Here is a 19,505-nt window from a genome sequence, read left to right as displayed (position 1 = left end):
GGCTTTGCACCCCTCCTTGAGAGGGCGCACCCGGCCAGCCTAGCTGCCGGTCGGGTACACGTGTTCCCCGTTTCACGCCGTGGACAGCACCGCTCCACCCCCCTGCCTGCGCGATCCGTGATCGTTGGCAGACTCCGGTGCGTTTATCAAGAAACGTCAGACCGCTGACTCAGTCGGCATGGACCGATATCGTTCAGCATTGTCGAACCGCATACTTCCGGAGGTTGCCCGATGGCACGCACCATCCAGTCGCTGGAGCGCGCCGCAGCGATGCTGCGGCTGCTCGCAGGCGGGGAACGGCGACTGGGGCTCTCCGACATCTCCTCCTCGCTGGGGCTGGCCAAGGGCACCGCGCACGGCATCCTGCGCACGCTGCAGCAGGAGGGCTTCGTCGAGCAGGACGCCGCCTCCGGCCGCTATCAGCTGGGCGCCGAGCTCCTGCGGCTGGGCAACAGCTACCTGGACGTGCACGAGCTGCGCGCCCGCGCCCTCGTATGGACCGACGACCTGGCCCGCTCCAGCGGGGAGGCGGTCTACCTGGGTGTCCTGCACCAGCAGGGCGTACTGATCGTGCACCACGTCTTCCGGCCGGACGACAGCCGGCAGGTGCTGGAGGTGGGCGCGATGCAGCCGCTGCACAGCACGGCGCTGGGCAAGGTGCTCTCGGCGTACGACCCGGTGGCGCACAGCGAGGCCGTCGAGGCGGACCGGGAGGCGTTCACACCGCGCACCGTGACCGGGCTGGGGGACTTCGAGGGGCTGCTGGACCTGGCGCGGGCGCGGGGCTGGGCGGCGGACGTCGAGGAGACCTGGGAGGGCGTGGCCTCGGTGGCCGCGCCGATCCATGACCGGCGGCGGATGCCGGTGGGTGCGGTAGGGGTCACCGGAGCGGTGGAGCGGGTCTGCCAGGACGGCGAACTGCGGCCGGAAATCATCGCTGCCGTGAGGGATTGCGCACGGGCGGTGTCCAGGGATCTTGGCGCGGGGCGATTCTGACCGGATTCACCCCTTAAGTTCACCTAAGTTTTTCGCCACGGAACCCTTGACGGGGTTCTACCCGTGAACAAAACTGCCGTTCGTCGGTCGGCATTGTCGAACACCTAACGGCAATATTCGCTATGGTGGGGCATTGCCGCGGGCCGATCACCGCCCTCTAGGAGGGTGCGGACCACCGGACGGGACCCGGGGTCCGCCTTCCCCTGGACGAAGGACAAAGGAGTCGCGGGTGTCCAGCTCCGACATCTTCATCAGCGAGACCATCGGTACCGCTGTTCTGATCTTGCTCGGCGGTGGCGTCTGCGCCGCCGTCACGTTCAAGCGCTCCAAGGCGCACAACGCCGGATGGGTCGCCATCGCCTTCGGGTGGGGCTTCGCCGTCCTCACGGGTGCCTACATCGCCGCGAAGTCCGGCGCGCACCTCAACCCCGCGGTCACCATCGGCCTCGCCATCAAGGGCGGCGTCGAGTGGAGCCAGGTGCCGGTCTACTTCGGCGGCGAGATGCTCGGCGCCATGATCGGCGCGGTGCTGGTGTGGGTCACCTACATCGGGCAGTTCCAGGCCCATCTGAGTGACCCCGAGGTCCTGGCGGACCACACCAGCGAGGAGGGTCTGGTCGACCCGACCGCCGCGCCCGCGGCCGGGCCGGTCCTCGGCATCTTCTCCACCGGGCCGGAGATCCGGAACGTGGCGCAGAATCTGCTCACCGAGATCATCGCCACCGTGGTACTCGTGCTGTCGATCCTCACGCTCGGACTGAGCGACAACGGAAAGGGCGTCGGCGTCATCGGCACCCTGCTGGTCGCGCTGGTCGTCACCGGCATCGGTCTGTCGCTGGGCGGCCCGACCGGGTACGCCATCAACCCGGTCCGTGACCTCGGTCCGCGCATCGTGCACGCACTTCTGCCGCTGCGGAACAAGGGCGGCTCAGACTGGGGCTACGCCTGGATCCCCGTCGTCGGCCCGCTCATCGGCGGAGCCCTCGCCGGAGGCATCTACCAGGTGGCGTTCGCCTGAGCCACCGGGTCCGCCCGACTCCGCCCGCACCGACTTCTTGGAGCAACCCATGAGCGACACCCCCAGCACCTCCTCCCACGGGCACGGCCCGTTCATTGCGGCCATCGATCAGGGCACCACGTCCAGCCGCTGCATCGTCTTCGACAAGGACGGCCGGATCGTCTCGGTCGACCAGAAGGAGCACGAGCAGATCTTCCCGAAGCCGGGCTGGGTCGAGCACGACGCCACCGAGATCTGGACCAACGTCCAGCAGGTCGTCGACAGCGCCGTCCACAAGGCCGGTCTCACCGCCGCCGACGTCAAGGCGATCGGTATCACCAACCAGCGTGAGACCACCGTCCTGTGGGACCGCACCACCGGCGAGCCGGTCCACAACGCCATCGTCTGGCAGGACACCCGCACCGACGCGCTCTGCAAGGAACTCGGCCGCAACGTCGGCCAGGACCGCTTCCGCCGCGAGACCGGTCTGCCGCTGGCCTCGTACTTCGCCGGTCCGAAGATCCGCTGGCTGCTCGACAACGTCGAGGGCCTGCGCGAGCGCGCCGAGCGCGGCGACATCCTCTTCGGCACGATGGACTCCTGGGTCATCTGGAACCTCACCGGCGGTGTCAACGGCGGCGTGCACGTCACCGACGTCACCAACGCCTCGCGCACCATGCTGATGAACCTCCACGGCCTCCATTGGGACGAGAAGATCCTCGCCTCGATGAACATCCCGGCCGCGGTGCTGCCGGAGATCAAGTCCTCCTCCGAGGTCTACGGCCGCAGCGCCGGCGGCGTGCTGGCCGGTGTGCCGGTCGCCTCGGCGCTCGGTGACCAGCAGGCAGCGCTGTTCGGCCAGACCTGCTTCGAGCAGGGTGAGGCCAAGTCCACATACGGCACCGGCACGTTCATGCTGATGAACACCGGCCACGAGCCGGTGAACTCGTACAACGGTCTGCTGACCACGGTCGGCTACCGTATCGGCGACCAGCAGCCGGTCTACGCCCTGGAAGGCTCCATCGCCGTCACCGGCTCGCTCGTCCAGTGGATGCGCGACCAGATGGGGCTCATCAACAGCGCGGCCGAGATCGAGACCCTGGCGAGCACGGTCGAGGACAACGGCGGCGCGTACTTCGTGCCGGCCTTCTCCGGTCTGTTCGCCCCCTACTGGCGCTCCGACGCGCGCGGTGTCATCGCGGGCCTGACCCGCTACGTCACCAAGGCGCACATCGCCCGCGCCGTGCTCGAGGCCACCGCCTGGCAGACCCGCGAGATCACCGACGCCATGACCAAGGACTCCGGCGTCGAGCTGACCGCGCTCAAGGTCGACGGCGGGATGACCTCCAACAACCTGCTGATGCAGACCATCTCGGACTTCCTGGACGCCCCCGTGGTGCGCCCGATGGTCGCCGAGACCACCTGCCTCGGCGCTGCCTACGCGGCCGGTCTGGCCGTCGGCTTCTGGTCCAGCACCGACGAGCTGCGCGCCAACTGGCGCCGGGCCGCCGAGTGGACCCCCCGTATGGATGCGGCCACCCGTGACCGCGAGTACAAGAACTGGCTCAAGGCCGTCGAGCGGACCATGGGCTGGATCGAGGACGAGGAGTAAACATGAGCACCCTGCAGAGCGCCCCGGCACTCGGGACGCACCCGGCCAGTGGTTCGCACGCGAGCCGTGCCGAGACCCGGGAACAGCTTTCCAAGGCGACGTACGACCTCCTGGTGATCGGCGGCGGCATCCTGGGCATCTCCACCGCCTGGCACGCCGCACAGGCCGGACTGCGGGTTGCCCTGGTGGACGCCGGCGACTTCGCCGGCGCCACCTCCTCCGCCTCCTCGAAGCTGCTGCACGGCGGTCTGCGCTACCTGCAGACCGGCGCGGTCAAGCTGGTGGCGGAGAACCACTTCGAGCGGCGTGCGGTGTCCCGCCAGGTGGCACCGCACCTCGCCAACCCCCTGACCTTCTACCTGCCCGTCTACAAGGGCGGTCCGCACGGCGCGGCCAAGCTCGGCGCGGGCGTCTTCGCCTACTCCGCGCTCTCCGCGTTCGGTGACGGCGTCGGCCACGTCATATCGCCGGCCAAGGCCCAGCGTGACGTGCCGGAGCTGCGGACGGACAACCTCAAGGCCGTGGCCGTGTACGGCGACGACCAGATGAACGACTCCCGGATGGCCCTGATGACCGTCCGCGCGGCGGCCGCGGCCGGCGCCACGGTCCTCAACCACGCCGAGGTCACCGGCCTGCGCTTCACCCAGGGCCGGGTCACCGGTGCGGAGCTCAAGGACCGCATGGAGGGCGAGGAGTTCGGCGTCAACGCCCGCCTGGTGCTCAACGCCACCGGCCCGTGGGTGGACCACCTGCGCAAGATGGAGGACCCGAACGCGGCCCCCTCCATCCGGCTGTCGAAGGGCGCCCACCTGGTCCTCAAGCGGACCGCGCCCTGGAAGGCCGCGCTGGCCACCCCGATCGACAAGTACCGCATCACCTTCGCCCTCCCCTGGGAGGACATGCTGCTGCTGGGCACCACGGACGAGGAGTTCGAGGGCGACCCGGCGGATGTCGCGGTCACCGAGAAGGACACCGCCCAGATCCTGGACGAGGCCGCCTTCTCCGTCCGCGACCAGCAGCTGTCCCGTGATCTGATCACCTACTCCTTCGCGGGTCTGCGGGTGCTGCCCGGTGGCCCCGGCGACACCTCCAAGGCCAAGCGCGAGACGGTCGTCACCGAGGGCAGCGGCGGCATGCTGTCGGTCGCCGGCGGCAAGTGGACGACCTTCCGGCACATCGGCCGTACGGTCATGAACAAGCTGGCCGCGCTGCCGGGCCACCCGCTGGCCGAGGACATGGAGCCGATCTCGCAGCTGCCGAAGAAGCTCCCGCTGCCCGGTATCGCCAACCCGAACGCGGTCGCGCACCGGCTGCTGGTCGACGGCGGTACGCCCGGCCCCCGGATGGCCCCGGAGACCGCGCGGCACCTCGCCACCCACTACGGCTCGCTGTCCTTCGACATCGCCCGGCTGGCGAACGAGAACCCGGCGCTGGCCGAGCGCATCCACCCCGACGCCCCGGAGATCTGGGCACAGGTCGCCTACGCCCGCGACCACGAGTGGGCCGAGACGGTCGACGATGTGCTGCGCCGCCGTACGACCCTGACGATCCGGGGCCTCGACACGGAGGACGTCCGGGCCAAGGTGAAGGACATGCTGGCGGGCTGACGCCGGCCGGCCGCGGCCGGAAGCGGCTGACGGCACACCAGGGCGTGTGCAACGAGTGACGATGGGGCGGTCCACGGGGGGCCGCCCCATCGCCGTTTCCCCGTGCGGAGCCTGGGCCGAGCGATCGTCGGCGGTGACTGTCAGTGGCGGATGCGATGCTGTGAGCCATGACATCGACAGGGGGACGACGATGGCTCGGGCACGAGGGCTACGTGCGGTGAAGTGGACGGCCTGGGCGGTCGCGGTGCTGACCGTGCTGCCGGTGACGCCGACGGGGAGGAGAACGGGGCCGCGCCCGGGAGCGGCTGGGGACGGCCCGTCCGGTCATAATGAGCCCAGACATCGGACGTCTGTGGCGGAATCCGGGCGGGTCCAGCGGGGAGGTCGGCATGGCGGTCACCGACGAGGCCATCGAGAAGATCAAAGGCATGATCGTCTCCGGGGCGCTGCGGCCGGGCGACCGGCTGCCGAAGGAGAGCGAACTGGCGGCCGAGCTGGGGCTGTCCCGCAACTCCCTGCGCGAGGCGGTGCGCGCGCTCTCCCTCATCCGCATCCTGGACGTGCGTCAGGGCGACGGCACCTACGTCACCAGCCTCGATCCGCAACTCCTGCTGGAGGCCATGAGTTTCGTGGTGGACTTCCACCGCGACGACACGGTGCTGGAGTTCCTCGCCGTCCGCCGGATCCTGGAGCCGGCCGCCACGGCGACCGCGGCCGGCCGGATCGGTGTGACGGAACTGGACGCCCTGGAGGACCAGTTGAACGCCCTGGGGCCGAGCCCGTCGGTGGAACAGCTGGTCGCCTGCGATCTGGAGTTCCACCGACGGATCGTCGCGGCGTCCGGCAACTCCGTGCTCTGCTCGCTGCTGGACGGAATCTCCGGCCCGACCACCCGGGCCAGGGTCTGGCGGGGGCTGACGCAGAAGGACGCGGTGAGCCGCACCCTCACCGAACACCGGGCGATCCTCGGCGCCCTGCGCGACCGGGACGCGGAGGCGGCACGCGCCTGGGCGACGGTGCACATCGCCAGCGTGGAGCAGTGGCTGCGCGCCTCGCTGTGAATTTCCGCGCCCGCCCGTCAGGCCGCGAAGCCGCCGTCCACCGCGATCGAGGCGCCCGTGATGTAGCGTCCGCCGTCGCCCGCCAGATGGGACACCGTCGCCGCGACATCCGCGCCCCGGCCGTACGCCCCCAGCGCGGTGAGCCCGGCCTGCATCGCCGCGCTGTCGCCGTCCGCGGGGTTCATATCGGTGTCGATGGGGCCCGGGTGGACGAGGTTGGCGGTGATCCCGCGCGGCCCCAGCTCCCTGGCCAGGGTCCTGGTCAGGCCGGTGAGCGCGGCCTTGCTGGTGGCGTAGAGACTGCCGCCGGGGAAGGCGACCCGCTCGGCCATACAGCTGCCGATGGAGATGATCCGCCCGCCCTCGGTCAGATGCGCCGCCGCGGCCTGCGCCGCCAGGAACGGCGCCCGGACATTGGTCCACAGCACCCGGTCGACATCCTCCAGGGCGATGTCCTCGAACGGCCCGAGCACACCGATGCCCGCGTTGTTCACCAGGATGTCCAGCCGTCCGAACCGGTCGACGGTGCCGGTCACCGAGGCCCGTACCGCTTCCGCGTCGCCGCTGTCGGCCCGTACCGCCCAGGCCTGCCCGCCGGCCCGCTCGATCTCCTTGACCACCTGCTCGGCCAGGTCCTGCCCGCTCCGGAAGGTCAGGGCCACCGCCGCTCCGTCGGCGGCCAGCCGCAGCGCGATCGCCCGGCCGATCCCCCGGCTGCCGCCGGTCACCAGCGCCACCCTTCCGGCGGGCAGCCGGGCGCCGTTCCCCGCCGCCGTCGTCTCCGTCAGCACCGTCGCCGTCATCGTCATCACCTTCGTATCGAGTCGTCCGAGGCCGGGCGCAGCCGTGCGGAATGCCGTGCTTCCGTGGCTTCCGTGGGGGCGGCGCCGTGTCGCGGGGTTGCTCCGCGGTACGACTCGATCTTCCAGCGCGGCGGGCGCCGTGGCTGGCGGAATCCGGACGCCGTGTCAGCGGCCCGGGAACTCCGCCGGCGGCGCCCCGACCCCGTAGACCCGCCCGGCCGTTCCCCCGAAGACGTCCGACCGTTCCGCCGCCGCGAGTTGTCCGGTGGCCGCCTCCGCGAGCGCGATGACGTCCTCGTAGCCGGCGGCCAGGGTGCACACCGGCCAGTCGGAGCCGAACATCACCCGGGCGGGGCCGAAGGCGTCCAGGACGTGCCGGGCATAGGGCAGGATCTGCTGCGGCCGCCAGGCGTCCCAGTCGGCCTCGGTGACCAGCCCGGACAGCTTGCAGCTGACGTTCGGCAGCGCGGCGAGAGCGGTGACGGCGTCCGCCCACGGCTGCCACTCCCCCGTGGCGACCGGCGGTTTGGCGGCGTGGTCCAGTACGAACGCCAGCTGGGGCAGGGCGCGTACCGCGGCGTACGCGGCGGGCAGTTCGCGCGGGGTGACCAGCAGGTCGTAGACCAGCCCGGCGTCGGCCAGGATGCCCAGGCCGCGCAGCACATCGGGGCGGGTGAGCCAGTCGCGGTCCGGTTCGTCCTGGACCTGGTGCCGGATGCCGGCCAGCCCGGCGGGCAGCGCCGCGAGGACCTCGGCGAGCGCCGGATCGCGGAGATCGGCCCAGCCGACGACGCCGGTGACCGGACCCTCCCCCGCCGCGAGGGTGAGCAGTTCGGCGGTCTCCTCGTACGAGGACGACGACTGGACGAGGAGCGTGCCGTCGACGCCGTGTGCGGTCAGCTGCGGGGTGAGGTCGGTCAGCGCGTAGCTGCGGCGGATCGGGTCGGCCCAGGGGCCGTCCATCCAGGGCTGTTCGCGCCGGCTGAGGTCCCACAGGTGGTGATGGGCGTCGATACGCATCGGGGGCGCGCTCCGGGATCGGACTCAGTCGTTCAGGGGCAGCGGCAGATCGGGGTCGAGCAGACCGCGGGCGACGAGCGTATGCCAGAGCGCATCCGGGATGTCACGGGTGAACAGCCGGGCGTTCTCGGCCATTTCGTCCGGTGTGGCGGCGCCGACCACGGCCGCGGCGACGGCAGGGTGTCCGAAAGGGAAGCGGAGCGCCACCGCTTTGAGGGGCACATCGAACTCCTCGCAGACGGACGCAAGTTGACGCGCCCGGTCGAGCACCGGGGCGGGGGCCGGTGCGTAGTCGTAAGGAGCGCCGGGCGACGGGTCGGCCAGCAGACCGGAGTTGTAGACGCCGCCGACGACGACCGAGGTGCCGCGGCGGACACAGACCGGCAGCAGCACGTCGGCGGCGGTGCGCTCCAACAGGGTCCAGCGGCCGGCGCAGAGCACCACGTCGACGTCGAGGTCGGCGACCAGGCGGGCGAGCACATCACTGTGGTTCATGCCGAACCCGATGGCGCGGACCATCCCCTGGGCGCGCAGCTCGGCGAGGGCGGGGAAGCCGGTCTCGTACACCTCGCGCAGCCGGCCCTCGACGTCGTGCAGATGGACGATGTCGACGGCGTCCACCCCGAGCCGGGTCAGGGAGCCTTCGAGCGTGGCCCGGATACCGTCGCGGGAGAGGTCCCACACACGGGCCCGCGCGGGGGTGTCCACGAATCCCTCGCCCGCCGGGCACTCCCCCGGGGCGAGCGGCCGCAGCCGGCGGCCGACCTTGGTGGAGAGGGTGTAGCGGGCCCGGTCGTGGCCCCGCAGCGCCCGGCCGAGGCGCTCCTCGGAGAGGCCCACGCCGTAGTGGGGCGCGGTGTCGAAGTAGCGGGCGCCGGTGGCGAGGGCGGTGCGGACGACCTCGCGCGCCTGCGCCTCGGGGACCGCGCGGTAGAGGTTGCCGAGCGGCGCACAGCCCAGCCCCAGGGGCGGGACGGTGACGCCGCTGTGCCCCAACTCCCGTGGCCCGTAGGACGGATAGCGCATGGCGGCCGCTCAGTCCTGCTTCTCGCCGCTGGTGAAGCGGGAGATGACCAGGGCGACGATGATGATCAGGCCGTTGAGGAACTGCGTCCACAGCGGTGGCACCCCGCCCAGCGTCATCACATTGATCACGAGTTGGAGCGTGAGGACGCCGGTGAGCGCGCCGAAGAGGGTGCCCCGGCCACCCTTGAGGCCGATGCCGCCGATCACCGCGGCGGCGAAGACCTGGAAGATCCAGCCGTTGCCCTGGCTCGCGGAGACCGCGCCGTAGTGGCCGGCGTAGAGAATGCCCGCGAAGGCGGCGAGCACCCCACCGAGGACCATCACGCTCCAGGTGAGGCGGTCCACCCGGATTCCGGCCGCGCGTGCCGCCTCCGGGTTGCCGCCGATGGCGTACAGCGCCCGCCCGTGCCGGAGGTAGCCGAGGGCCGCGCCGGCGAGCGCGAAGAGGGCGAGGCAGATCCAGACGGCGGCCGGTACACCCAGCCAGTCGGCGTTGCCCAGATAGGCGAAGGACTCCGGTACGTCGCCGATGGAGCGGCCCTCGGAGAGGCCCACCTGCAGGCCGCGGAGCGCGGTGAGCATGCCGAGGGTGGCGATGAACCCGTTGACCCGCAGGGTGAGGACGAGGAAGCCGTTGACGGCGCCGACCGCGGCGCCCACGGCCAGGCAGAGCGGGACCGCCGTCCAGGTCGGGAGGAGCTCCAGTCCGGCGAAGCGGGCGCCGTGCGCGGGCATCACCAGCCACAGCGCGAGCACCGGCGCCAGGCCGAGGGTCGACTCCAGCGACAGGTCCATCCGCCCGCTGATCAGGATCAGCGCCTCGCCGAGCACCAGCAGGCCCAGCTCCGTGGACTGCTGGACGACGCCGACGAGGTTGTCCCCGGTGAGGAAGGCGGGCGACACGATGAAGCCGATGACGCCCAGCACGAAGATCACCGGCACCAGGGAGAAGTCCCGCCGGCGGGCCGACCCGAACGGGGTCCGGCGTCGCGGCGGCGTCCGGTCCACCGCGGGGGCGGCCGGCGACGATGCGGTCTCGGTCATGGCGCGGTCCCTTCCGTTCCTTCCCTGCCTTCCGCCCCGTCCGCGTGGCGGGCAGCGGTGCCGCGGCCGCCGTCCGCGCCGGGCGGCGCACCCCGGCCGCGGTCGACGGGAGGCAACCCCTCCATCGCGGCGACCAGTTCGTGGTCGCGCCAGCCGGCCGGGAACTCTGCGGTCACCCGGCCGTGGAAGACCGCCAGCACCCGGTCGCAGCTCCGCAGATCGTCCAGCTCGTCGGAGACGATCACGACCCCGCTGCCACCGTCCGCGACCTCCCGTACGATCCCCAGCAGCGCGTCCTTGGACTGCACATCGACGCCGTTGGTGGGCCGGACGGCGACCAGCACCGCGGGTTCACGGGCCAGCGCACGGGCGATCACGACCTTCTGCTGGTTACCGCCGGAGAGTCCGGACACCGGCTGGCCGGGCCCGGTCGTCCGGATGTCGAGGGCCGCGATCATCCGCCGGGCGTACGCACGGGTCCGGGAGGGCAGTACGGTGCCCATCGGCCCCAGCCGGCCGGTGACGGTGAGGGTGGCGTTCTCGGCGACGCTGCGGCCCGGGACGAGCCCCTCGCGGTGCCGGTCCTCCGGGACGTAGCCGATGCCCGCGTCGAGGGCGTGCGGGACGCTTCCCGTACGGACCGGCCGCCCGCGCACCGATATCCGGCCGGCGTCCGGCGTCCGCAGCCCCACCAGGGTCTCGCCGATCGCGGTGCTCCCGCCGGCCGCGGCACCCGCGAGCCCCACCACTTCGCCGGCCCGTACGGTCAGGTCGAGCGGCGCGAAGTGCCCGTCCACGGCCAGCGCTTCGGTGCACAGCACCGGCTCCCCCGTACGCCGCGCGCCCCTCCGGGGCCTCCGTACGGCGGCCGCCTCCTCCCCTGTCATCGCCGCCACCAGCGCGTCCCTGGCCAGCCCCGGTACGGGCGCGGTCAGCACCTGCCGGGCGTCGCGGAAGACGGTGACGGTGTCGCAGAGTTCGTGCACCTCCTGGAGGTGGTGCGAGATGAACAGCAGAGCCACCCCCTGGGCGCGCAGCTCTCGCAGCTTGGCGAAGAGCCGGTCGATGCCGCCCGCGTCGAGCCGGGCGGTGGGCTCGTCAAGGATGATCAGCCGGGCGCCGAAGGACAGCGCGCGGGCGATCTCCACGAACTGCCGCTGCTCGACGCCGAGTTCCCTGATCCGGGCGGCGGGGTCGACATCGACACCGTATTCGGCGAGCAGTTCGCGGGCGCGGGTGTGCAGCGCCCGCCAGCGGATGGTGCGGGTGCCCTGGAAGCGGCCCAGGTAGAGGTTCTCCGCGACGGTCAGGTCCGGCACGGTCATCGGCTTCTGGTGGACGCAGGCGACCCTGCGCCGCCAGGCGGCGGTGTCGCCCCGGCCGGGCGCCGGTGCGCCGCCGAAGGTGACGTGGCCGGCGTCCGGGCGCACCATGCCGGTCAGCACGGACACCATCGTGGACTTGCCGGCGCCGTTGCGGCCGACGAGCGCGTGCGCCTCGCCGGGTTGCACGGTCAGCCGGGCGCCGTCGAGGGCGACGGTGGGGCCATAGCGCTTGACGATCCCCTCGGCGTGCACCGCCGCCCGGTCATGGGTCCCCACGGCCGCTACTTCTTCTCTAGTTGATTGGCCCACAGCTTCTTGTCGTCGACGGTGTCCTTGGTGACCAGGGGCGCCGGCAGCTGGTCCTCCAGACCGTTCTTGATCTTCACGATGGTGGAGCCGTGATCGGTGGGCCCCGGCCGGAAGGTCTTGCCGGCCAGGCCCGCCCTGGCGTAGTAGAGCGCGTACTTGGCGTAGAGGTCGGCGGGCTGGGAGAGGGTGGCGTCGAGGGTGCCGGCGCGGATCGCGTCCAGTTCATCCGGTATGCCGTCGTTGGAGATGAGGGTGATGTGCCCGTCGGAGCCGGCCGGCTTCAGCCGCTTGCGCTGCTTCAGGAGGGCGAGCGTGGGCCGCAGGAAGGCGCCGCCGGCCTGCAGATAGATGCCGTCGAGGTCCGGGTGCTGGGCGAGCAGGCTCTGGAGCTTGGCGGAGGCGACCTCGCCCTTCCAGTCCGTGGTCAGCTCGTGCACGGTGATCTTCGGGTACTTCTCCTTCATGCAGGACGCGAACGCCTCGGAGCGGTCCCGCCCGTTGACCGAGCTGAGGTCACCCTGGAGTTCGGCGACCCGGCCCGTGCCGCCGAGCCGGCTGCCGAGGTAGTCACAGGACTTCTCGCCGTAGGCGCGGTTGTCGGCGCGTACGACCATGTAGACCGGGCCCGCGTCGGGGCGGGTATCCACGCTCACCACCGGGATCTTCTTCTCCGCCAGGCGCTCCAGCGCGGCGGTGACGGCGCCGGTGTCCTGCGGTGCCATGACGATCGCTTTGGCGCCCTGGTCGGTCAGCGCCTGCACGTTGGAGACGACCTTGGCGATGTCGTTCTGCGAATTGGACGGCGGCAGCGCGGCCGGACCTCCGTGCGCCAGGTCCTTTTCCAGATAGTCCTGGTAGGAGTTCCAGAAGTCGGTGTCCGTACGGGGCAGGTCGATGCCGATCCGGCCGGCCGCCGCGTCGCTGCCGCGGTTGCAGCCGGCGAGCGCGGCGACGGCGAGCACCGCGGCCCAGGCGGCCGCGCCGGTCGTACGCAGTCTCATGGGTGGTCCCTTGGTCAAGGTGTACGGCTCTTGCGGCTCTTGCGGTGCTCCCCCACCCCGCCCCGTCACCTCACCTCCCGCAGCCGCACGCCCTGCATCCCCCCGTCCACGGCGAGTGCCGTCCCCGTGATGCCGGAGGCGGTGGGGGACGCCAACGAGGCGATGGCGGCGGCCACTTCGGCGGCGGCGACCATGCGGCCCATCGGCTGGCGGGCGTGGAGGGCGGCGCGTTCGGCGGCCGGGTCGGCGGCGCGGTCCAGCAGCCGGCCGATCCACGGGGTGTCGGCGGTGCCCGGATTGACGCAGTTGACGCGGATGCCCTCGCGGACGTGGTCGGCGGCCATCGCCAGGGTCAGTGAGAGCACCGCGCCCTTGCTGGCGCCGTACAGCGCGCGCTGCGGCAGGCCCGCGGTGGCGGCGATGGAACAGGTGTGGGTGATGGAGACCCGGCCCGGGGCCTCGGCGGCGGCACGGCGCAGGGCCGGCAGCGCGGCACGGGCGGTGCGCACCAGCCCCAGCACATTGACGTCCAGCACCCGGCGCCACTCGGTGTCGTCGTTGTCCTCGACGGTGCCGACGGCGCCGATACCGGCGTTGCCGACGAGGGTGTGCAGCGCGCCCAGCTCCTCCACCGCCTCGCGGACGGCAGCCCGTACGGCGGCGTCGGAGGTGACGTCCGCGGTGACCGGGACCGCCCCGGGTGGCGCGCCGGACGGGTCCCGGTCCAGGACGGCGACCCGCGCGCCGCGCGCCAGCAGCACCGCGGCGGTGGCCGCCCCGATGCCGGAGCCGCCGCCGGTGACGAGGGCGGCCATCCCGGCGAAGTCGGCCGGGTGGCCGCCGGTGCGCGGTCCGCCGCTCCTTCCGTCGCTCATACGGAGACCTCCTGCTCGCCTCGGTGGTGCTGCGGCTGTCGGGCGCGCCATACGGGCCCGTCGGGGAAGCGGTGGGAGGCCAGGGAAGCCGGCTTCATCCGGGCGGAGAAGCCGGGGGCGGTCGGGGCGCGGTAGCGGCCGCGGTCGATGACGACGGGGTCGCTGAAGTGGTCGTGCAGATGGTCGACGTACTCGATGACCCGGTCCTCCCAACTCCCGGACACCGCCACGTAGTCGAACATCGCCAGATGCTGCACCAGCTCGCACAGCCCCACCCCGCCGGCGTGCGGGCACACCGGCACCCCGTACTTCGCGGCGAGCAGCAGGATCGCGAGGTTCTCGTTGACCCCGGCGACCCGCGCCGCGTCGATCTGCACGAAGTCCACGGCACCGGCCTGCAGCAGTTGTTTGAAGACCACCCGGTTGGCGACGTGTTCACCGGTGGCGACCTTCACGGGCTGCCCGGAGCGCACCGCGGCGTGCCCGAGGACGTCATCGGGGCTGGTCGGTTCCTCGATCCAGTACGGGGCGTAGGGCGCCAGCGCGGTCATCCAGCGGACCGCCTCGGCCACGTCCCAGCGCTGGTTGGCGTCGACCGCGATCCGTACGCCGGGGCCGACCGCCTCCCGGGCCAGCCGCATCCGCCGTTTGTCGTCGTCGAGGTCGGCGCCCACCTTCAGCTTGATCTGCCCGAAGCCGTCGGCCACCGCTGCCTTCGCCAGCCGGACCAGCTTGCGGTCGTCGTGGCCGAGCCAGCCGGGCGAGGTGGTGTACGCGGGGTAGCCCTCGGCCTTGAGGCGGGCGGCGCGGCCGGCGCGGCCGGGTTCGGCGGCGCGCAGCAGGGCCAGCGCCTCGCCGGGGGTGAGGGCATCGGAGAGGTAGCGGAAGTCGACCAGCGAGACCAGCTCCTCCGGGCTCAGCGCGGCGAGGAACTCCCACACCGGCAGCCCGGCCCGGCGCGCGGCCAGGTCCCAGGCGGCGTTGACCAGCGCCCCGGCCGCCATGTGCATCACCCCCTTCTCGGGGCCGAGCCAGCGCAGCTGGGAGTCGTGGGTGAGGTCGTGGTGCAGGGCGGCGAGATCGGCGGCGGTGGCGGGGGCGGGGCGGCCGACGACGCAGGGCGCGAGGGACCGGATCGCGGCGGCCATGACCTCGTTGCCGCGCCCGATGGTGAAGCAGAGGCCGTGCCCCTGCGGTCCGCCGCCGGTGTGCAGCACGGCGTAGGCGGCGGAGTAGTCGGGGTCCGGGTTCATCGCGTCCGAGCCGTCGAGCTGCTCCGAGGTGGGGAAGCGGATGTCGTGGACCTCGAGCGCGGTGACGGTGCCGGTCGCGGCCATGCGCATGCCCCCAGGGATGTTGCGGAAGAACATCGGACCTTTCCTGGACATCCGATGTATAGACCCGTGCGAGAGACCGCGTCCAGACCGCGTAGGGAAGTTGAGACAACCTCCCTGGCGACAGGTCGGATGAATCGCGAGCCCTTCCCGCAAAGGGGCTACGGACCGGCACCGCGGAAGCCGTAGTCTTGGGAGCGCACGCAATGGAACTGCTGCCGGCGGCCGCCCCAGGCGGCCGGCCCGGTCGGAAGGAGGCGCTGGGTGATCGAGCTCGAGGGGGTACCCGAGCTGATCGACCCGGTCATGGTGGCCGCGTTCGAAGGCTGGAACGACGCCGGCGACGCCGCCTCCGCCGCGGTCGCTCATCTCGACCGGGAATGGAAGGGCGAGGTCTTCGCCGCGCTGGACGCGGAGGACTACTACGACTTCCAGGTGAACCGCCCCACCGTCTTCCTGGACGGCGGGGTACGCAAGATCACTTGGCCGACGACCCGTCTCTCCGTCGTCCGCGTCGGCGACACCAACGGCAAGGGGCGCACCCGCGACCTGGTACTGGTCCGCGGGATCGAGCCCAGCATGCGCTGGCGCTCGTTCTGCAACGAGATCCTCGGCTTCGCCCATGAGTTGGGCGTGGAGATGCTGGTGGTGCTGGGCTCGCTGCTCGGCGACACCCCGCACACCCGCCCGGTGCCGGTCAGCGGGGTCACCTCGGACGCGGACCTGGCGAGCCGGCTCGACCTGGAGGAGTCCCGCTACGAAGGCCCCACGGGCATCGTCGGCATCCTCCAGGAGGCGTGCACCCATGCCGGCGTCCCCGCGGTGAGCCTGTGGGCCGCGGTGCCGCACTACGTCTCCCAGCCGCCCAACCCGAAGGCCAGCCTGGCGCTGCTGAACCGCCTGGAGGACCTCCTCGACGTCCGTATCCCGCTGGGCGAACTCACCGAGGACGCCCGCGCCTGGCAGCTGGGCGTGGACCAACTCGCGGCGGAGGACAGCGAGGTGGCCGAGTACGTCCAGTCGCTGGAGGAGGCGCGGGACACCGCGGATCTGCCGGAGGCGTCCGGCGAGGCCATCGCCCGCGAGTTCGAACGCTATCTGCGCCGCCGCGACCCGCAGCCCGGCCCCGGCGTCGCGACCGAGGGCGGGCTCGCCGACGGCCGCGACAGCTCCTACCTCCGCGACACCACCAGCGGCCGCACCCGTCCGCCCCGCCCGGTCTCCAAGGAGCCCCGCGAGCCGAGGAGCGGCGACGACACGGCGACAGGTCCGACCGGACACACGGGACCGGCGGGATCGAAGGACACCGCCCAGGGCAGTGACAGCACACAGACCCCGGACCCGTCGGGCGGCACGGACTCCGCCGACTCGGGCCCGGAGGACGGCCCGGAGGGCAGCGGGAGCTGAGACCGGGGACCGCTCCCCGGCACACCAGGGGCGCCGCACGGGCTACGGGCCGGTGCGGCGCCCCTGGCCTGTTCCTGCCGGAGCCATGACCGCGGTGAGCCACCGTGGCACCGAGCCCGCACAACCGCAGGGCCCGCAAGCACCACGAGCCCGCACCACCCCAAGTCGCCTCCGCCACAAGGAAAAAGGGGCGCTCCCACCGGCCGCAGCCGACGGAAGCGCCCCTGAAGGACGGATATGACGGGTCGTTACAGGGCCACGCCGAGCAGCGCGTCGACCGCGCGGGAGACGAGACCGGGGGCGCTCTCGTCGGTGCCGCCCCCGTCCTGCTGTGCGGCGGCCCAGCGGTCGACCGCCGCGAGGGCGGCCGGGGAGTCCAGGTCGTCGGCGAGCGCCGTACGGATCTCCTCCAGCAGGGCGTCGGCAGACGGGCCGTCAGGACGGGAGACGGCGGCCCGCCAGCTCGCCAGCCGGGCCATGGCCTCGTCCAGCACCGCGTCCGTCCACTCCCAGTCGGCGCGGTAGTGGTGTGCCAGCAGCGCCAGACGGATCGCGGCCGGGTCGGTGCCGTCGCGCCGCACCGCGGAGACGAAGACGAGGTTGCCCTTGGACTTGGACATCTTCTCGCCGTTGAGGGCCACCATCCCGGCGTGCACATACGCCTTGGCGAACGGGTGCTCGCCGGTGAGCGCCTGGGCGTGCGAGGCGCCCATCTCGTGGTGCGGGAAGGCGAGGTCGGAGCCGCCGCCCTGGACGTCGAAGCCCATGCCGAGGTGCTCCAGGGCGATGGCGACGCACTCGATGTGCCAGCCGGGCCGGCCGCGGCCCAGCGAGCCGCCGTCCCAGCTCGGCTCCCCGTCCCGGGCGGCCATCCACAGCATCGGGTCGAGCGGGTTCTTCTTGCCCTCGCGCTCCGGGTCGCCGCCGCGTTCGGCGGAGAGCAGCCGCATCGCCTCGGCGTCCAGCCGGGAGACCTCGCCGAAGTGCGGGTCGGATTCGACGGAGAAGTAGATGTCACCGTCCAGTTCGTAGGCGGCGCCGGCGTCGCGCAGCCGCTCCACCAGCGGGACGATGCCGGGTATCGACTCGACGGCGCCTATGTAGTGGCGGGGCGGCAGCATCCGCAGGGCCGTCATGTCCTCGCGGAAGAGGGCGGTCTCGCGCTCGGCGAGCGCGGTCCAGTCGTCGCCGGTGGCCACGGCCCGCTCCAGCAGCGGATCGTCGACATCGGTGACGTTCTGCACGTAGTGCACCTGGCGCTTCGTGTCGAGCCACACGCGCTGAACCAGGTCGAACGCGTTGTAGGTCGCCGCGTGCCCCATGTGGGTGGCGTCGTACGGCGTGATGCCGCAGACGTAGATACGGGCGACGGGACCGGGGGCGAGGGTCACCCGTCCGCCGGTCGCGGTGTCGTGGATCCTCAGGTCGCGGCCCTGGCCAGGCAGGGCGGGGACCTCAGAAGCGGGCCATGCATGCATGCCTTGAGCGTAACCGGACGGATGTTCCGTATACGAACCGGACCGGAGGTCTGGCCGGAAAGGCGGTCTTGTGTTCGACGGCCGGACGTGCAAGGGAGCGCCGCCGATACGGCCCGGAATCCCGGCGGATCAGACGGGCGGCCAGGGGATCGCCGGCCATTCGCCGCTCGGCTCCGGGTGCCGGCCGCTGCGCAGCAGCCCCGCCACCCGCGCCCGCAGCGCCTCGGTCTCGGCGTCCGTGAGCAGTTCGGCCAGTCGGGCGGCGAGCGGCCGGCCGTCGGCCAGTTCCCGCTCCAGGCCCCGCAGGGCCTCCAGCGCCTCGTCGGTCAGCGGCTCGCCCGCCCATCCCCACAGCAGGGTGCGCAGCTTGTCCTCGGCGTGGAAGGTCACCCCGTGGTCAATGGCGAAGAACTGCCCGTCGTCGCCGGGCAGCAGATGGCCGCCCTTGCGGTCACCGTTGTTGATTACCGCGTCGAGCACCGCGAGCCGCCGCAGCCGCGGGTGGTCGGCGTGCACCAGCAGCGCGGTGCGGCCCTCGCCGATCTGCGCGAGCCCGACCGTCTTCCAGCCGGGCCCCGGCTCCTCGTCCTCCACCAGCGCCAGCAGCTCGGGCACCTTGTCGCTGCTCTCCGGCGGATCGATCCACTCCTGGACCATGCCGGTGCCGTACGGGCCGTCCCGCAGCACCGTCGGGGGGACCAGGTCCCAGCCGCAGGCCCGGGAGATCTCGTACGCGGCGACCTCACGCTGGGCGAGGGTGCCGTCCGGGAAGTCCCACAGCGGGCGCTCGCCGGCCACCGGCTTGTAGACACAGGCGGCGCTGTGGCCGTCGGAGGCGACGGTGCAGTAGAGGACCGCGTTGGAGGCGTCCTCGATGCGGCCGCGGACGGTCAGCTCACCTTCGGCGAGCAGCGTGCCGGACGGATTCCCGGCGGGCTCCGGCGCGGCCGCCGGCAGGTCCTGCGGGTGTGCGGGACCGGGCAGCGGCGCGGCGGGCTCTGCGGCGGACTCCATGGCGCTCAGGCGTCCCGTCGGTATCCGTTCTGGCGCGGGCATACGTGTCCCTCCGGGTCGAGCGGCAGGCTGCACAGCGGGCACGGCGGCCGGCCGGCGTTGACGACCTCCAGCGCCCGCTTGGCGAACGCCCTGGCCATCGTGCCGGTCAGGCGCACCCGCAGCATCGGCGGGCCGTTCTCGTCGTCCTGGAGCAGCCGCTCCTCGGCGTCGGCGAGGTCCTCGTCGGTGTCCGCGTCCAGCTCGACCAGCGCCTGCGCCTCGACGATCATCCGCTCGTCCTCGCCGTCCCAGGCGAGCGCCATCGTGCCGACCCGGAACTCCTCCTCGACCGGCGATTCCAGCGGCGCGGTGTCGGACAGCTCGGTGGGCGAGACGGCGGGCACCGGGGCGTTTCCGCCGCTGCGCCGTACGACCTCGTCGAGCAGTTCGTCGATCCGCTCGGCGAGGGCGGCGACCTGCGTCTTCTCCAGGGCGACGCTGGTGGTCCGGCCGGCCGCGGTGGCCTGGAGGTAGAAGCTACGGCGGCCAGGCAGCCCGACCGTACCGGCCACGAAGCGGTCCGGCGCGTCGTAGAAGAACACCTGACGGGACAA

The 19,505-nt window shown here is 72.2% G+C and carries 17 protein-coding genes; 6 read left to right on the top strand and 11 right to left on the bottom strand.

What is annotated here, in order from left to right:
* Positions 1-231: 231 nt before the first annotated feature.
* The 5 genes from ACFW5B_RS02415 (at position 232) to ACFW5B_RS02395 (ending at position 6,273) form a co-directional block, all read left to right on the top strand.
* Complete coding sequence (locus tag ACFW5B_RS02415; protein ID WP_386431975.1) at positions 232-996, top strand: IclR family transcriptional regulator; 765 nt, start codon at positions 232-234, stop codon at positions 994-996.
* A 229-nt stretch (positions 997-1,225) separates the two neighbouring features.
* On the top strand, positions 1,226-2,014 hold the full coding sequence (locus tag ACFW5B_RS02410; RefSeq protein WP_386431972.1) for an MIP/aquaporin family protein: 789 nt from the start codon (positions 1,226-1,228) through the stop codon (positions 2,012-2,014).
* A 49-nt stretch (positions 2,015-2,063) separates the two neighbouring features.
* Positions 2,064-3,605 (top strand): glycerol kinase GlpK, encoded by a 1,542-nt coding sequence (gene glpK / locus ACFW5B_RS02405; protein ID WP_386431969.1) that lies wholly within the window; start codon positions 2,064-2,066, stop codon positions 3,603-3,605.
* Between the two features lie 2 nt (positions 3,606-3,607).
* The gene (locus tag ACFW5B_RS02400) at positions 3,608-5,212 is read left to right on the top strand and encodes an FAD-dependent oxidoreductase (protein WP_386431967.1); all 1,605 of its coding nucleotides are present in this window, start codon (positions 3,608-3,610) and stop codon (positions 5,210-5,212) included.
* Positions 5,213-5,601: 389 nt separating this feature from the next.
* Positions 5,602-6,273, top strand: coding sequence for a FadR/GntR family transcriptional regulator (locus ACFW5B_RS02395; protein WP_386431964.1), 672 nt, complete (start codon positions 5,602-5,604; stop codon positions 6,271-6,273).
* A 17-nt stretch (positions 6,274-6,290) separates the two neighbouring features.
* Here ACFW5B_RS02395 and ACFW5B_RS02390 read toward each other — a convergent pair whose 3' ends face one another.
* The 8 genes from ACFW5B_RS02390 to ACFW5B_RS02355 all read right to left on the bottom strand — a co-directional run bounded on the left by ACFW5B_RS02390 (position 6,291) and on the right by ACFW5B_RS02355 (position 15,046).
* Positions 6,291-7,076, bottom strand: a complete 786-nt coding sequence (locus ACFW5B_RS02390; protein WP_386431961.1) for an SDR family oxidoreductase — start codon at positions 7,074-7,076, stop codon at positions 6,291-6,293.
* A 165-nt stretch (positions 7,077-7,241) separates the two neighbouring features.
* A complete protein-coding gene (locus tag ACFW5B_RS02385; protein ID WP_386431958.1) occupies positions 7,242-8,096 on the bottom strand; it encodes an amidohydrolase family protein in 855 nt (284 codons plus the stop codon).
* Positions 8,097-8,120: 24 nt separating this feature from the next.
* Complete coding sequence (locus ACFW5B_RS02380; RefSeq protein ID WP_386431956.1) at positions 8,121-9,122, bottom strand: aldo/keto reductase; 1,002 nt, start codon at positions 9,120-9,122, stop codon at positions 8,121-8,123.
* A 9-nt stretch (positions 9,123-9,131) separates the two neighbouring features.
* Complete coding sequence (locus tag ACFW5B_RS02375; RefSeq protein ID WP_386431953.1) at positions 9,132-10,166, bottom strand: ABC transporter permease; 1,035 nt, start codon at positions 10,164-10,166, stop codon at positions 9,132-9,134.
* On the bottom strand, positions 10,163-11,767 hold the full coding sequence (locus tag ACFW5B_RS02370) for a sugar ABC transporter ATP-binding protein (protein ID WP_386431950.1): 1,605 nt from the start codon (positions 11,765-11,767) through the stop codon (positions 10,163-10,165). The genes ACFW5B_RS02375 and ACFW5B_RS02370 overlap by 4 nt, the downstream gene beginning before the upstream one ends.
* 5 nt (positions 11,768-11,772) lie before the next feature.
* The gene (locus tag ACFW5B_RS02365) at positions 11,773-12,801 is read right to left on the bottom strand and encodes a sugar ABC transporter substrate-binding protein (protein WP_386431947.1); all 1,029 of its coding nucleotides are present in this window, start codon (positions 12,799-12,801) and stop codon (positions 11,773-11,775) included.
* Positions 12,802-12,866: 65 nt separating this feature from the next.
* Entirely contained in the window at positions 12,867-13,676 is an 810-nt protein-coding gene (locus tag ACFW5B_RS02360; RefSeq protein WP_386431944.1) for an SDR family NAD(P)-dependent oxidoreductase, read from the bottom strand.
* The gene (locus ACFW5B_RS02355) at positions 13,673-15,046 is read right to left on the bottom strand and encodes an enolase C-terminal domain-like protein (protein ID WP_386431941.1); all 1,374 of its coding nucleotides are present in this window, start codon (positions 15,044-15,046) and stop codon (positions 13,673-13,675) included. The genes ACFW5B_RS02360 and ACFW5B_RS02355 overlap by 4 nt, the downstream gene beginning before the upstream one ends.
* 228 nt (positions 15,047-15,274) lie before the next feature.
* On the opposite strand from ACFW5B_RS02355, the gene ACFW5B_RS02350 reads away from it, so the two are divergent.
* Complete coding sequence (locus tag ACFW5B_RS02350) at positions 15,275-16,417, top strand: PAC2 family protein (protein ID WP_386431938.1); 1,143 nt, start codon at positions 15,275-15,277, stop codon at positions 16,415-16,417.
* A 248-nt stretch (positions 16,418-16,665) separates the two neighbouring features.
* Here ACFW5B_RS02350 and mshC read toward each other — a convergent pair whose 3' ends face one another.
* The 3 genes from mshC to ACFW5B_RS02335 all read right to left on the bottom strand — a co-directional run bounded on the left by mshC (position 16,666) and on the right by ACFW5B_RS02335 (position 19,505).
* Positions 16,666-17,895 (bottom strand): cysteine--1-D-myo-inosityl 2-amino-2-deoxy-alpha-D-glucopyranoside ligase, encoded by a 1,230-nt coding sequence (gene mshC / locus ACFW5B_RS02345; RefSeq protein WP_386431935.1) that lies wholly within the window; start codon positions 17,893-17,895, stop codon positions 16,666-16,668.
* Between the two features lie 129 nt (positions 17,896-18,024).
* Positions 18,025-18,951: an SCO1664 family protein gene (locus ACFW5B_RS02340; RefSeq protein WP_386431932.1), complete on the bottom strand. Its 927-nt coding sequence runs from the start codon at positions 18,949-18,951 to the stop codon at positions 18,025-18,027.
* Positions 18,915-19,505, bottom strand: a complete 591-nt coding sequence (locus ACFW5B_RS02335; RefSeq protein WP_386431929.1) for a DUF3090 domain-containing protein — start codon at positions 19,503-19,505, stop codon at positions 18,915-18,917. Before ACFW5B_RS02335 ends, ACFW5B_RS02340 begins: the two co-directional genes overlap by 37 nt.

It is taken from the genome of Streptomyces sp. NPDC058773 (genome assembly GCF_042746015.1).
GTDB lineage: Bacteria > Actinomycetota > Actinomycetes > Streptomycetales > Streptomycetaceae > Streptomyces.
Note: the sequence above shows the minus strand (reverse complement) of the source record. Positions and strands in the feature narration are given on the sequence as shown.

What these genes read in the sequence shown, in the direction of transcription:
- ACFW5B_RS02415 (WP_386431975.1), top strand. Translation starts at nt 232, where the DNA reads ATGGCACGCACCATCCAGTCGCTGGAGCGCGCCGCAGCGATGCTGCGG.
- glpK (WP_386431969.1), top strand. Translation starts at nt 2,064, where the DNA reads ATGAGCGACACCCCCAGCACCTCCTCCCACGGGCACGGCCCGTTCATT.
- ACFW5B_RS02400 (WP_386431967.1), top strand. Translation starts at nt 3,608, where the DNA reads ATGAGCACCCTGCAGAGCGCCCCGGCACTCGGGACGCACCCGGCCAGT.
- ACFW5B_RS02395 (WP_386431964.1), top strand. Translation starts at nt 5,602, where the DNA reads ATGGCGGTCACCGACGAGGCCATCGAGAAGATCAAAGGCATGATCGTC.
- ACFW5B_RS02390 (WP_386431961.1), bottom strand. Translation starts at nt 7,076, where the DNA reads ATGACGGCGACGGTGCTGACGGAGACGACGGCGGCGGGGAACGGCGCC.
- ACFW5B_RS02385 (WP_386431958.1), bottom strand. Translation starts at nt 8,096, where the DNA reads ATGCGTATCGACGCCCATCACCACCTGTGGGACCTCAGCCGGCGCGAA.
- ACFW5B_RS02380 (WP_386431956.1), bottom strand. Translation starts at nt 9,122, where the DNA reads ATGCGCTATCCGTCCTACGGGCCACGGGAGTTGGGGCACAGCGGCGTC.
- ACFW5B_RS02375 (WP_386431953.1), bottom strand. Translation starts at nt 10,166, where the DNA reads ATGACCGAGACCGCATCGTCGCCGGCCGCCCCCGCGGTGGACCGGACG.
- ACFW5B_RS02365 (WP_386431947.1), bottom strand. Translation starts at nt 12,801, where the DNA reads ATGAGACTGCGTACGACCGGCGCGGCCGCCTGGGCCGCGGTGCTCGCC.
- ACFW5B_RS02360 (WP_386431944.1), bottom strand. Translation starts at nt 13,676, where the DNA reads ATGAGCGACGGAAGGAGCGGCGGACCGCGCACCGGCGGCCACCCGGCC.
- ACFW5B_RS02355 (WP_386431941.1), bottom strand. Translation starts at nt 15,046, where the DNA reads ATGTTCTTCCGCAACATCCCTGGGGGCATGCGCATGGCCGCGACCGGC.
- mshC (WP_386431935.1), bottom strand. Translation starts at nt 17,895, where the DNA reads ATGCATGCATGGCCCGCTTCTGAGGTCCCCGCCCTGCCTGGCCAGGGC.
- ACFW5B_RS02340 (WP_386431932.1), bottom strand. Translation starts at nt 18,951, where the DNA reads ATGCCCGCGCCAGAACGGATACCGACGGGACGCCTGAGCGCCATGGAG.